The 13,681-nt window shown below is 33.8% G+C and carries 11 protein-coding genes and 2 tRNA genes; 1 reads left to right on the plus strand and 12 read right to left on the minus strand.

The genetic code is table 11. The features are described from left to right. Positions 1-257: 257 nt before the first annotated feature. Complete coding sequence (gene ribB, locus BCI_RS03085) at positions 258-893, plus strand: 3,4-dihydroxy-2-butanone-4-phosphate synthase (RefSeq protein ID WP_011520781.1); 636 nt, start codon at positions 258-260, stop codon at positions 891-893. 164 nt (positions 894-1,057) lie between these two features. On the opposite strand, the gene BCI_RS03090 is transcribed toward ribB, so the two are convergent. The 12 genes from BCI_RS03090 to secG form a co-directional block, all read right to left on the minus strand. Then, entirely contained in the window at positions 1,058-1,807 is a 750-nt protein-coding gene (locus BCI_RS03090) for a 1-acylglycerol-3-phosphate O-acyltransferase (protein WP_011520782.1), read from the minus strand. A gap of 245 nt (positions 1,808-2,052) precedes the next feature. Continuing rightward, positions 2,053-2,460 carry a DNA polymerase III subunit psi gene (locus BCI_RS03095; RefSeq protein WP_011520783.1) on the minus strand — a complete coding sequence of 136 codons (408 nt, stop codon included), beginning with the start codon at positions 2,458-2,460 and terminating at the stop codon, positions 2,053-2,055. Further along, positions 2,453-4,228, minus strand: a complete 1,776-nt coding sequence (locus BCI_RS03100) for a DEAD/DEAH family ATP-dependent RNA helicase (protein WP_011520784.1) — start codon at positions 4,226-4,228, stop codon at positions 2,453-2,455. Before BCI_RS03100 ends, BCI_RS03095 begins: the two co-directional genes overlap by 8 nt. A gap of 413 nt (positions 4,229-4,641) precedes the next feature. Then, positions 4,642-6,735 carry a polyribonucleotide nucleotidyltransferase gene (gene pnp / locus BCI_RS03105; RefSeq protein ID WP_011520785.1) on the minus strand — a complete coding sequence of 698 codons (2,094 nt, stop codon included), beginning with the start codon at positions 6,733-6,735 and terminating at the stop codon, positions 4,642-4,644. A gap of 110 nt (positions 6,736-6,845) precedes the next feature. Next, entirely contained in the window at positions 6,846-7,115 is a 270-nt protein-coding gene (rpsO, locus tag BCI_RS03110) for a 30S ribosomal protein S15 (protein WP_041574970.1), read from the minus strand. Positions 7,116-7,235: 120 nt separating this feature from the next. Continuing rightward, a complete protein-coding gene (gene truB, locus BCI_RS03115; RefSeq protein ID WP_011520787.1) occupies positions 7,236-8,189 on the minus strand; it encodes a tRNA pseudouridine(55) synthase TruB in 954 nt (317 codons plus the stop codon). A gap of 2 nt (positions 8,190-8,191) precedes the next feature. After that, complete coding sequence (gene rbfA / locus BCI_RS03120) at positions 8,192-8,596, minus strand: 30S ribosome-binding factor RbfA (RefSeq protein ID WP_011520788.1); 405 nt, start codon at positions 8,594-8,596, stop codon at positions 8,192-8,194. Between the two features lie 68 nt (positions 8,597-8,664). Next, on the minus strand, positions 8,665-11,307 hold the full coding sequence (infB, locus tag BCI_RS03125; RefSeq protein WP_011520789.1) for a translation initiation factor IF-2: 2,643 nt from the start codon (positions 11,305-11,307) through the stop codon (positions 8,665-8,667). Positions 11,308-11,333: 26 nt separating this feature from the next. Continuing rightward, positions 11,334-12,821, minus strand: a complete 1,488-nt coding sequence (gene nusA / locus BCI_RS03130) for a transcription termination factor NusA (protein ID WP_011520790.1) — start codon at positions 12,819-12,821, stop codon at positions 11,334-11,336. A 205-nt stretch (positions 12,822-13,026) separates the two neighbouring features. Next, a tRNA-Met gene (locus BCI_RS03135) sits at positions 13,027-13,103 on the minus strand. A gap of 60 nt (positions 13,104-13,163) precedes the next feature. Further along, positions 13,164-13,254, minus strand: a tRNA-Leu gene (locus BCI_RS03140). A gap of 66 nt (positions 13,255-13,320) precedes the next feature. Beyond that, positions 13,321-13,599: a preprotein translocase subunit SecG gene (secG, locus tag BCI_RS03145; RefSeq protein ID WP_011520791.1), complete on the minus strand. Its 279-nt coding sequence runs from the start codon at positions 13,597-13,599 to the stop codon at positions 13,321-13,323. Positions 13,600-13,681 lie beyond the last annotated feature (82 nt).

Raw genomic sequence — 13,681 nt, forward strand, 5'->3', positions numbered from 1 at the left:
AAAGTATGGTGCAAGTATGGTAGTTGTAAATTTTACTAAAAGTATATATATATATTGTACTATTTATGTATAAATTTAAATATATTTAGTTTAATGAGCAAAAAGTTGTTATAATATAGTTAATTATATTTTAGTTGTTAGATCATTATCTAACCTATTAATTATTGGTGATTTTTCGGTCTGTTTATTCAATCGAATTATACTGACTTTGGTTCTAGTAATCTATTTATATTGATTGCGAGGTTTATATTCTTCTAATGAATCAGATAATTTTTTCCCAATTTGGGACACCTATAGAACGCGTAGAAATAGCACTTCAAGCCTTACGTCATGGTCGTGGCGTATTAGTACTAGATAATGAAGATCGTGAAAATGAAGGTGATATGATTTTCGCTGCCGAAAAGATGACTATTGAACAAATGGCATTAGCCATCCGATATGGTAGTGGTATTATATGTTTATGTTTAACAGAAGAGCGACGTCAACAGCTTGAATTACCAATGATGGTCGAACATAATACTAGCCACTATCAAACAGCATTTACTGTGACAATAGAAGCTGCTGAAGGAGTTACTACTGGTGTTTCGGCGGCGGATAGAATAACGACTATTCGTACAGCAATAAAAAATGATGCTATACCAGAAGATTTAAACCGTCCAGGACATGTATTTCCTTTACTCGCTCAACCAGGTGGAGTACTAAACCGTGGAGGTCATACTGAAGCGGCTATTGATTTAACTTTACTTGCTGGTCTTAAGCCAGCTGGCGTGCTATGCGAAGTAACTAATGAAGATGGTAGTATGGCGCGAGCACTAGAAATTATTGCTTTTAGCAATCAACATAATATGCCAGTACTGACAATAAACGACTTAGTCGCTTATAGATCTAGATAAATCTTGTTGTAGTAGCTTAAATAACTTACATTCAACTTACTAAAACTTAGTTTAATCAGGCTTTTATTAGATTATTAATCAAATTTCATTTGCATAGAATATATTTCTACTAGGAATTTCGTACTAATCAGAGTAAATAATTAAGCATAAAATAGTAAGATTATCTATTGTGTAAAATGAGACTGAGATTCGTATTTTGTTACTTCTATATTAAGCTCATGTAATTTCTTTTTCATAAGAACATGACAGTGTTCTGTTAATTGGCGTACTTGTACCTTACTGTTATTATATTTTTGTGTATTTATAGGCGATAGCATTTCAATAATAACAATCCCATTAGACCAACGGTTTAGCTTAATCTTATTAGTAGTATTAGAAATACAAATAGGCACTATCGGTATTTTTGCTGTGATAGCAGCATAAAAAGCTCCAGTTTTGAATGGTAGTAGTCCTCGTCCTCTATTACGTGTTCCCTCTGGAAAAATCCAAATAGATATATTTCGCTTTTTCATATGATGTATAAACTGAATTAGTTTATGATAGGAGTGCATAAGCTGGTCACGATTAATAAGTAAGTTACCAGTTAGCCAATAAAGTTGGCCAAATAGCGGGATCCAGAGTATGCTTTTTTTCCCTACTGTAACTGTTCGTGGTTGTACTATATAAGAAACAGTTACCATATCATAATAGTTTTGATGATTAGCGATATAAAGGCAATTTAGCGGTACATCTTGTTTATTAGTAAGGCGTATTTTAAGCTTAATGCCCAAAATAGGCGCCATACTACCAAATAAGCGACCGAATGTAGCAACATGCTTAGGATTACGTGGATTAAATAAACAATATATTAAACCAAATAAACAAATTATTATAGATAATAATGTTATTAATACTATACGGACAATAGCTAACACGACTACCTCTTTTTTTATTTTAAATATTACTGATTAGTATCTCTTTTTTTGCTCATCAGTAATTAATCTAAATTCAAACTTTATTAGCAATAACTTATCTAATAGACCTATTAGAAGAGATTTATCTTGAATACTTTAATAACCTAGATAGATATCTCATTGATTATGTTATTATGTAGTATAACAATTAAATTGTAGAATCATTAAATTAAGTTATACTTTACTAATAATATTATTACAATTCACTAAGAAAGATATTGTTGATAATTCATGATTTGACGCCATAGATCACGTTTAGCTACAGCATTATTCCGTAGTACCGACAATGAAGGAGTAAATAAAGAGATACCCTTAAAATTACGGATGGCTATTACACCTAACCACCAACAGTGGTAAAATGAGTATTTAGGTAACATCATTACTTGTTTACTAGTTATCATGAATAACTGTTCGGGTATAAGTGCCATACTACGTATTACATCGGATATAAGCGGGTGATTAATAAGTGGTAGCTGATCTGCAACTAGTAACCAGCGAATTTTCGCAGGAGGTAGCACAACTAATTCTTCTTTGCTGTGTAACACAGGAGGATACCGTAGTATCCATTGTATGATACCTAACTGTTTAACATAATTGTTGATATTGTTAACCATTGTTCCGCTGAGTACGGAAACTATGACGGCTTACACGACGCTCACGAACTTCTGATACTCCCCTATTCCCTATACGTTTTTCATGAACTAGATTACTACGACGAATACCATAACGTTCAACACATCGTGCTGATGATGCTTCATCGAACAGTTGTAGATTAATAGGCTTATTCATAATACGAGTACGGGTAAAATGAGATAAAATMTCTCCTGGTATACCTTTTGGTAGCTCGATCGTAGAGTGTGATGCGAATAGCTTAATATTACCAATGTAGCTACTATTAATATCTCCTTCATTTGCTATAGCACCAACAATATGACGTACTTCTACACCATCATTACGACCTACTTCAATGCGGTATAGATCCATTTTACTAACATCTATACGCTCACGGTTATTATATCGACGTGAATTACTATGTAAACGTCGTTCAATAACAGGTTCTGGTGATAAAATTAATGGACGTTGACCATGTGCCATTTTCAAGAGCACCGCTGCTAGTGTTTCTATATCAATATCTAGCTTTTCTGTTTGTTGTAGTCTAGTTAGCATCTCTCGATACATACCAATATCTCTATTTTTAAGATGATTTTTTATTTTTACAGCTAATTTTTCTAAACGACGGGTATTAAGTTTTTCAGCTGTTGGTAGCTGAACTTCTGGAATATTGAGTTTCATAAGACGTTCAATATTACGCAATAAACGGCGTTCACGTTGCTCTACGAACAATAGAGCACGTCCTGCTCTACCTGCACGCCCAGTACGTCCTATACGGTGTATATAAGACTCTGAATCTAGAGGTATATCATAGTTAACCACTAGGCTAATACGATCAACATCTAAACCACGAGCAGCAACATCTGTTGCTATCAAAACATCTAGACTACCATTTTTTAGGCGACTAAGAGTTTGCTCTCTTAGTGCTTGATTCATGTCCCCGTTTAATGCGGCACTATTATAGCCATTTTGTTCCAATGATTGAGATACTTCTAAAGTTGCATTTTTAGTTCGTACGAAAATAATGGCAGCATCAAAATCTTCTACTTCAAGGAAACGAGCTAGTGCTTTATTTTTACACCTACCATGCACCGTCCAGTAACTTTGACTTATATCGGGACGATTAGCTATATTAGATTCTATATGTACTTCTTTTGGCTCTGTCATGAAACGGCGGGTAATTCTCCGAATAGCTTCTGGCATAGTAGCTGAAAAGAGCGCTGTTTGGTGTTTAGCAGGAATTTGCGCTAAAATATTTTCTACATCTTCGATAAATCCCATACGAAGCATTTCATCGGCTTCATCTAATACTAACCCATGAAGATGGGATAAATCCAATGTACCACGTTTAAGATGATCGAGTAATCTACCAGGTGTTCCAACTATTACTTGTGAACCTTGGCGTAACAAACGTAACTGTACATCATAGCGCTGCCCACCATATAAAGCAACAACATTGATTCCTTTCATATATTTAGCAAAATCAGAGTAGGCTTCACTAACTTGAACAGCAAGTTCACGAGTAGGAGCTAAAACTAATACCTGCGGAGCATTTAACTTTAGATTGATATTATGTAGTAGTGGTAGAGCAAATGCTGCTGTTTTACCACTACCTGTTTGAGCAATACCCAGAACATCACGACCAGCTAATAAGTGCGGAATACACTCAGCCTGAATAGGCGATGGTGTTTCATAACCTAGATCTTTAAGGGCATTAAGGAGAAGAATATTCAATCCCATCTTTGCAAAAGATGTATTAACTACAGACATGTAAACCTGCCTCATTTTTTTACAATGGCCAGTCTATATATCTTGTAGTGAAAATTTCTATTGATTTTCATAAAATGTATGAACCGGCTTTTAATTAAAGTTTCATTAAAATTGAACCAAAAATACAAGCCGTAACTATCTCTAAGATAGAAATTAATAAGACTTATATGTTAAGTTGCAAGAATGCTCTAGTTCCTCTTAGCATAAGAATATTAAACTAAATATCTTTAATATATTGCTAAGTAGTTTTTCAACCAAATCTAAAGAAATTAATGTAATAAATGCATATATATCAAAAATATTTGTGTAAATTTCAATAAAAATTGGATTTAATATATTCTAAACTAATATTTAGTTAAATTTTTTATTGTGAATATCAAGAAAAAACTACTAGCTAGTTATACTTCATGATATTATTTATTTGTGAGATTAGTATCTTTCATACTTAAACGAATACGTCCCTGACGGTCTACTTCTAATACTTTAACTAATACTATCTGGTCTATTGATAAATAGTCTGCCACTTTTTCTACTCGCTTATTAGTAATTTGGGAAATATGTACTAAACCTTCTTTATTACTACTAATAGCTATAAATGCACCAAAATCAACAATACGAGTAACTTTACCATGATAGATACTACCTACCTCTATTTCAGCAGTAATATCTTTTATACGACAAATAGCTTGCTGAGCTTTTATGCTGTCAGTAGCAGCTACTGTAACTGTACCATCATCTTCAATATCAATGATAGTTTTAGTTTCTTCTGTTAAAGCACGAATTACAGAGCCACATTTGCCGATAACATCCTTGATTTTATCAGGATGTATCTTAATTGTATGGATACGTGGGGCAAAAGGAGAAATATCAGTACGTGACATACTAATGACTTGCTCCATCATGTTTAAAATATGCATTCTTGCATCTTTTGCTTGATTTAATGCTAATTGTATAATATTATTGGTTATACCTTTTGTTTTTATATCCATTTGTAATGCTGTAATTCCATTTTTACTACCAGCAACTTTAAAGTCCATATCACCAATGTAATCTTCATTACTGAGAATATCAGATAGTATAACAAAGTTATTATCTTCTTTTATCAAACCCATAGCTACCCCAGCTACTGCAGCTTTAATAGGTACTCCAGCATCCATTAGTGCTAGAGAAGTACCACATACAGAAGCCATAGAAGAAGAACCATTAGATTCTGTTATTTCTGAAACTACTCGTACAGTATACGGAAATTCATTAGCTGTCGGCATTACAGCTAATATCCCGCGTTTTGCAAGACGTCCATGACCTATCTCACGACGTTTTGGTGAACCAACTAAACCAATTTCACCAACACAATATGGAGGAAAGTTATAATGTAGCAAGAAACGGTCAGTACGTTCCCCAATTAGCTCATCTATATTTTGTGCATTACGTTCAGTGCCAAGAGTTACTGTTACTAAAGCTTGTGTTTCACCACGTACAAATAATGCTGAACCATGAGTTCGTGGTAGTATGCTAGTACGCATATCTAGACTACGAATCATTTTATGATTACGTCCATCAATACGTAGTTTACCACCTAAGATACGGTTACGTGCTATTTGTTTTTCTAAATTAGCAAAAATATTACTTATTGTTTCTTCTTCTATTGTTTCATTTTTTTGCTGTAAAGCACTTAATACATCAGATTTAATAGTTTCTATACATACATCACGTTCTTGTTTGTCAGAAATACAAAATGCCTCATTAAGACGAGATTCTGCTAATTCCGTCACACATAACTGTAAATTAGTATCTATTACCTGTGCTTGCCAAGACCATTTAGGCTTACCTACTATAGTTACCATATGATTGATATTTTGGATAACTAATTGTTGTTGTTCATGTCCAAAAATTATTGCACTAAGCATTTGTTCTTCGCTGAGCTGTTTAGCTTCTGATTCTACCATTAGTACAGCATTAGCTGTACTTGCAACTACTAAATCAAGGCTACTATCTACTAATTCAGCTATAGTTGGATTCAATACATATTGATTATTGATGTAACCTACACGTGCAGCACCGAATGGGCAATTAAATGGTATTCCTGATATACTTAATGCTGCAGATACACCAATCATAGCTACAATATCTGGGCTAACCTGTGGGTTAATAGATACTACTGTAGCAATAACTTGTACTTCATTCAGGAAGCCATCAGGGAATAAAGGACGTAGAGGACGATCTATCATACGAGAAATTAATATTTCTCCTTCACTAGGACGTCCTTCACGACGAAAAAAACCCCCTGGAAAACGACCTGCTGCATAAGTTCTTTCCTGATAATTAACCATTAAAGGAAAAAATTTTTGTCCTGGTTTTACTTGTTTAACACCTACAACGGTAACTAATACGATAGTATCTGCCATATTTACCATAACAGCTGCAGTTGCTTGGCGAGCTACTATACCTGTTTCTAGTATAACAATATGCTTACCATATTGAAAACGATGAACAATAGGATTGAGCAAAATTATATCCTTGATTTTAAAGTATGCAGTATAAGTCTATATAAACTGCAAACCATATTTAATGAACTTGATATTAGTAATCACTATTAAGAAGGCTAACTTTATTTCCCTTAACGACGTAAATTTAGGCGTTCAATGAGGTCAGTATAACTAGCTAGATCTTTATTCTTAAAGTAAACTAGTAGTTTTCGACGTTGTGAAACTATTCGCAGTAGACCACGTCGGCTATGATGATCTTTTTTATGTACTGCAAAATGATCCTGTAAGTGGTTAATCTGAGCCGTCAAAAGAGCAATTTGAACTGCTGTCGAACCACTATCATAATTATTTCTGCCAAAATCAGCAATTATTTTGGCTTTCGTATTAAAACTTAGAGACATTATAATAATCCAAATTAATATAAAATAGATAGGCATCAATCTCTAATTTAGCCATAAAGCTTAATATATATTATTATAATCTAAGTTCCTATTACTTACAAGAAGAAGCTCTTGATAATATTAAACATATTTTTCAGCTAAAAGACGCTTAGGTTTTAGTACTCCAGGCTGAGTAATTTCACCAATACCAAAAAAATACGTTGTTTCTCCTTTATTTTCGCACATTCGTACTAAACCACTTTGCCAACATTGATCTACAGCTACCATCTGACCTTTTCTTACACGAGCTACACTATCTTTTGATAATTTAATAGCTGGGAAATTAGCTACTGCACTATCTATTGGTAGTAGTAATTTATTAAGCTGTACTAAAGTATTTGGTGTTTGTCGTAGAGCTAATGTAATAGCTGTTTGTAATGATTCTAATGTGATCATACGTGCTGTATGATAGTGAGCTACTGCTAAACGACGTAGCATAGTTACATGTGCACCACAACCTAACAATTCTCCTATATCATCGATTATAGTACGGATATAAGTTCCTTTAGAGCAGTGAATTTGAAGTTCTATATGAGTATTATCCCAATCAAGAATCTGCAAATTATATATATGAACTAACCGTGCTGAACGTGGGATATTAATCCCTTTACGTGCATATTTATATAGTGCCCGACCTTGATACTTTATAGATGAAAACATAGGTGGAATTTGGTATATATCTCCATAAAATTGTTCCATTATATGTTCAATCATGGCTTGATTAATGGTAACTGGACGGGTATTAATAATTATTCCGGTGGCATCATAAGTATTAGTTTTTTCTCCTAGCTTAGCTGAAACAATATAACGCTTATCAGCATCGAGAAGATACTTAGAAAACTTGGTAGCTTCACCTAAACAAATAGGTAGCATACCACTAGCTAGTGGGTCTAGTGCCCCAGTATGACCAGCTTTTTGGACTCTAAAGAGCCTTTTGACTTTATGCAACAAATAATTTGATGATAATCCTTCTTGTTTATCTAAGAGGATAATACCATTAATATTATGGCTATTAATATTTAGACTAAAGCACATATTTAGTTAACTATACCATTTTTTATAAGAGATTTATGATCTTCTCGTATAATTTTATTCACTAACTCATGAATATATATACCATGAGATAATGATTGATCATAAACAAAAGTTAGTTTAGGTACTATACGTAAGTGCATGGTTTTTCCTAGTAAGTAACGAATGAAACCAGAAGCTGCTTGTAATGTTTTTATTCTCTTTTTTATTTCCTCCGAAGTTTGATTATCGTTCTGAATACCATTAAATATAACAAAAACAGTTGCCGATCCTAAGTCATGTGATACACTAACCCATGAGATAGTAGTCTTACGAAGACGTGGATCACGAATATTATGTTGTAAGCTAATGTTTATTTTCTTTTGTATCTCATGTGCTATACGTTTTTTACGACTATACACGTTAGCCATCTTTTTTCCCTTTATCTGGCATATATAATATAGATAAGCACAAAGGCAGTAAGATACTAAATTAGTAATTAATTGCTCGATTTTATAATCGGAATTAATTTAAAAACTTCAATTATATCACCAGTACGAATATCAGTATAATTTTTTACCCCAATACCACATTCCATACCATTACGAACTTCATTGACATCATCTTTAAAGCGACGTAAAGAATATAACTCACCTTCATAAATAATAATATTATTACGGATTACTCGGATATTGTTATGGCGCTTAACTATACCTTCTATTACCATACAACCGGCAATTAAGCCAAATTTAGGAACACTAAAAACATTACGTACTTCTGCTAAACCAATAATATCTTGTTTATATTCAGGCGTTAACATACCATTCATAGCTTGTGTTACTTCATTAATTAAGTGATAAATAACCGAGTAGTAATGTATATTAAGATTTTCCTTATCAATTATACGTCGAGCAGAGGCATCAGCACGAACATTAAACCCTATTAATATAGCATTAGAAGCAGCCGCAAGAGTAGCGTCCGTCTCAGTTATGCCACCAACACCAGAACCTATTATTTTTACCTTTGCTTTTTCCGTTGAAAGTTGTTCTAGTGCATCATTAATCGCTTCAACTGAACCTTGTACATCTGTTTTTAATATAATATTTAATTCTAAAATGCCACCTTCACTAATATTAGTGAACATATTTTCTAATTTAGCACTATGTTTTCTGGCTAATTTTCCTTCACGAAATTTACCCTGACGATATAGAGCTACTTCACGAGCTTTCTTCTCATCACGAACTACCATAGCTTCGTCACCAGCTATTGGAACACCTGATAAACCTAGGATTTCTACTGGAACAGAAGGACCAGCAGTAGATAAATGGCGACCTTGTTCATCACGCATAGCACGTACACGACCATACTCTAGTCCGCATAGAATCATATCACCATGATGAAGAGTACCTTCACGCACTAATATAGTTGCTACTGGACCACGCCCTTTATCCAAGAAAGATTCAATAACAATACCACTAGCTATACCATTACGAATAGCTTTTAGCTCTAATACTTCAGCTTGTAGCAAGATAGCATCTAGTAAATTATTAATACCCGTGCCATATTTAGCTGATATATTAACAAATTGATTTTGTCCTCCCCATTCTTCAGGAATAATACCATGCTTAGTAAGTTCGTTTTTGATATTTTCTGGATTAGCTTCCTTTTTATCAATTTTATTAACCGCAACAACAATTGGAACTTTTGCTGCTTTAGCATGCTGTATAGCTTCTATTGTTTGTGGCATTGCTCCATTATCTGCTGCAACAACTAGCACAACAATATCCGTTGTCCTAGCTCCACGAGCCCGCATAGCTGTAAAAGCTGCGTGTCCTGGAGTATCAAGAAAAGTAATCATACCTCTATCAGTTTCTACATGGTAAGCACCAATATGTTGAGTAATACCACCAGCTTCGCTAGCAACTACTTTAGTTGAACGTATATAGTCGAGTAATGAAGTTTTACCATGATCTACGTGACCCATGATAGTTACAACTGGAGCTCGTGATTCTGCATTATCTACAGAAGAATCTATCTTGCGATCTTTCATAATTGATTCTTCTAGCTCATTTTCACGTAGTAAAATCACCTTATGACCCATATCTTCGGCAACTAGTTGTGCTGTTTCTCTATCAATTATTTGATTAATAGTTGCCATTACACCCAATTGAATTAACTTTTTAATAATTTGTGAACCCTTAACAGCCATTTTATTAGCTAATTCTGCAACAGTTATCATTTCTCCGATAACTATATCACGGTTAATTACCTGTGAAGGTTTGTTAAATACCTGCATAAGAGTACTTGATTTTCTTTTGCTTTGGCTTTTACTACTACGTCCAACAGCTCGTGCTTCTTCACGATTTTTTTTAAACTCAGATAAACGATAAGTTTTTTGCTTTGAAACTTTATTTCCTCTAGTCCGGCGTTCATTTTCTATTTTTCTATTATTCTCGTCTTCTACTATACTAGCGTAGTGATAATTGCTAAGATTATCATCAATCGTGTCGTCTTCGGCTAATTCTGGTGTTGTCATCCAAATGCTATCATTATGTTCAGCAAATTGGCGTGCTTCTTCAGCAATTTGGCGCGCTTTTTCTTCTACCTTACGACGAGTTTCCTCTTCAGCTTGATGTTTTAACTCTGCTGCTTTAGCTTCTAAAATAGCTTTTTCTGATATTTGTCTTGATTTTTTAATCAGGTTATTCTGGTTATTCACAATATTATTTTTGGCTATTTTACTCTGTTGCTTTGGTGTGAGTATAAATTTTGTTTTTGGAGACGCTTCCGCATTATTTTTCACTTCTTGTGTATTATTTGGTAGAATATTTTCTTTAATTGTTAGGATTGAATCATGAGCTACAGGTTGTATATATATGTGTTTTTTACGTACTTCTACTTGTACTGATTTACTTCTGCCACTAGTACTAGCAATATTTAATGTACTACGTGTTTTACGTTGTAAAGTTAATGGTGTGTTACTAAGTTCATATTTAAGATATGCTAGTAAGGTTTCTTTTTCCTGTTGAGTTACATAATCTCTAGCTGTTTTATGAAAACCAACATTAGAAAACTGTTGTACTAGGTGATCTACAGAAATTTGCATTTCTACGGCAAGCGATTTTACGGTTACATTTTTCATGTTATTTTTTTCCATGCTACGTGTTATTACACTTGGTCACCAAACCAGCAAATCTTACGTGCTGCCATAATTAGTTCTCCTGCTTGCTCACTGCTTAATCCTTCAATATTTAATAAATCATCTATGCCTTGTTCTGCAAGATTTTCTAATGTGCATATACCACGAGCAGCTAATTTAAAAGCAATATGACGTTCAAGTTTTGATAATTCTAATAAGTCTTGATCTGGTTTTTTTGCTAGGTTATTTTCTTGCATAGTAATAGTAAGCTGTGTAATAGCTTGTTTTGCTTTTTTCCGTAATTCTTCGACTATATTTTCATCTAATTTATCTATAACTAGTAATTCTTTAATAGGTACATAGGCAAGCTCTTCAAGCGAAGAGATGCCTCCTTCTATAAGAATTGTAGCTAATTCTTCATTGATATTAAGGGTTTTAGTAAAAATCTCAATAGCAGCAGAGGTTTCAGCTCTATGTTTTTCCTGCATCTCAGATAATGTAATTACATTTAGTTCCCATCCACTTAGCTGAGAAGCTAAACGAACGTTTTGTCCATTACGACCTATAGCTTGAGCAAGATTACTTTCTTCTACCGCAATATCCATTATTTGTGTATCTTCATCTACTATTATAGAAGCAACATCCGCAGGAGCCATAGCATTAATCACAAACTGAACCGGATTATCATCCCATAAAACAATATCAATGCGTTCTCCGCCTAGTTCACTAGACACTGCTTGTACACGTGCACCTCGCATACCTACACATGCACCAACAGGATCGATTCTTTTATCATTTGTTTTTACCGCAATTTTGGCTCGGGAGCCTGGATCACGAGCAACAGCCTTAATTTCAATTAATTCTTCACCTATTTCTGGTACCTCGATGCGAAATAACTCTACTAGCATTTCTGGACAAGTTCGACTAACGAATAACTGTGTACCACGTACTTCCGGACGTATGGAATAAAGTACTCCTCGTATACGATCACCAATACGAAAATTCTCACGTGGTAACATATCTTCACGATTAATAATAGCTTCAGCATTATTTCCTATATCAATACTCATGTTATCGCGATGTACTTTCTTCACTAAACCTATTAGTATTTGACCTTTATACTTACGAAATTGCTCAATAATCATTGCTCGTTCAGCAGCTCGTACTTTTTGTACAATAACCTGTTTAGCAGTTTGAGTCGTAATACGATCGAATGTAACTGATTCAATTATATCTTCAATGTAACCACCGACTTGTGCATTTGGGTTATCAAATTTTGCTGCTTCTAGCGTTATTTCGCGAGTTGGCTGGGTTACTTTTTCTACTATTAGCCAACGACGCAACGTTTCGAAATCACCAGACTTACGATCGATGTTAATGCGAACTTCAATTTCTTGTTCATATTTTTTTTTTGTCGCAGTAGCTAGAGCTGTCTCAAGTGCTTCGAAAATCTTTTCTCGCGGAACAGATTTTTCATTAGATACTGCTTCAACAACAGCAAGAATTTCTTTATTCATCCTAGTTGCCTCAGTAAAATATTAAAATACTATACTAACTTTTACGCTGCTAAATAGTGCTAAATAGGCTGCTAGTCTGTTTATGTTCTGGATAAACAAAAAAACAAATGCCCCGATATTTCGGGGCATTTATTAATAATATATAATAATAAATAACATTTACTAGAGATTTTTATAATTTCTATCTGAATTCTTTAAAAATAAGTGGTTGCGGGAGTTGGATTTGAACCAACGACCTTCGGGTTATGAGCCCGACGAGCTACCAGACTGCTCCATCCCGCGTAATAAGGAGTTATTATATGTTAATAACAAGTAATAAATCAAACATTATCTTAATGTACCTGGTACCGAGGACGGGACTTGAACCCGTAAGCTTTATATCGTAAGCACTACCACCTCAAGGTAGCGTGTCTACCAATTTCACCACCTCGGTTTTTCTTAATAATCAACAAGTATTTTTTAATGCTACTTCTAGTATAGAAGTAAATTTTAGTAAAAATTATTCACTTACCACATTTGTAGTAGTATTAATACTATTTAATACAGGTTTTTTATTATTACAAATAATACTTAATAATAGACAAAGTAAAAAGAATATGGCTGCCATAAATGCAGTCATACGTGTTATAAAGTTACTAGATCCACTAGAACCAAATAAAGTTTTGGAGGCCCCAAGACCAAAAGAATTATCTATATCATCAGGACCTTGCTGTAATATAATAAGTGCTACTAAACTAATAGCAACTAAGAAAAAGACTACTAACAAAGTATGATACATACAATTTTTACTTTCCTATGTATAGGAATACTATATCTTGAATTAGTCTTAATCAAGAAAAATAACATTTTATCTAAAGTAT

Source organism: Baumannia cicadellinicola str. Hc (Homalodisca coagulata) (genome assembly GCF_000013185.1).
GTDB classification, from domain to species: domain Bacteria; phylum Pseudomonadota; class Gammaproteobacteria; order Enterobacterales; family Enterobacteriaceae; genus Baumannia; species Baumannia cicadellinicola_E.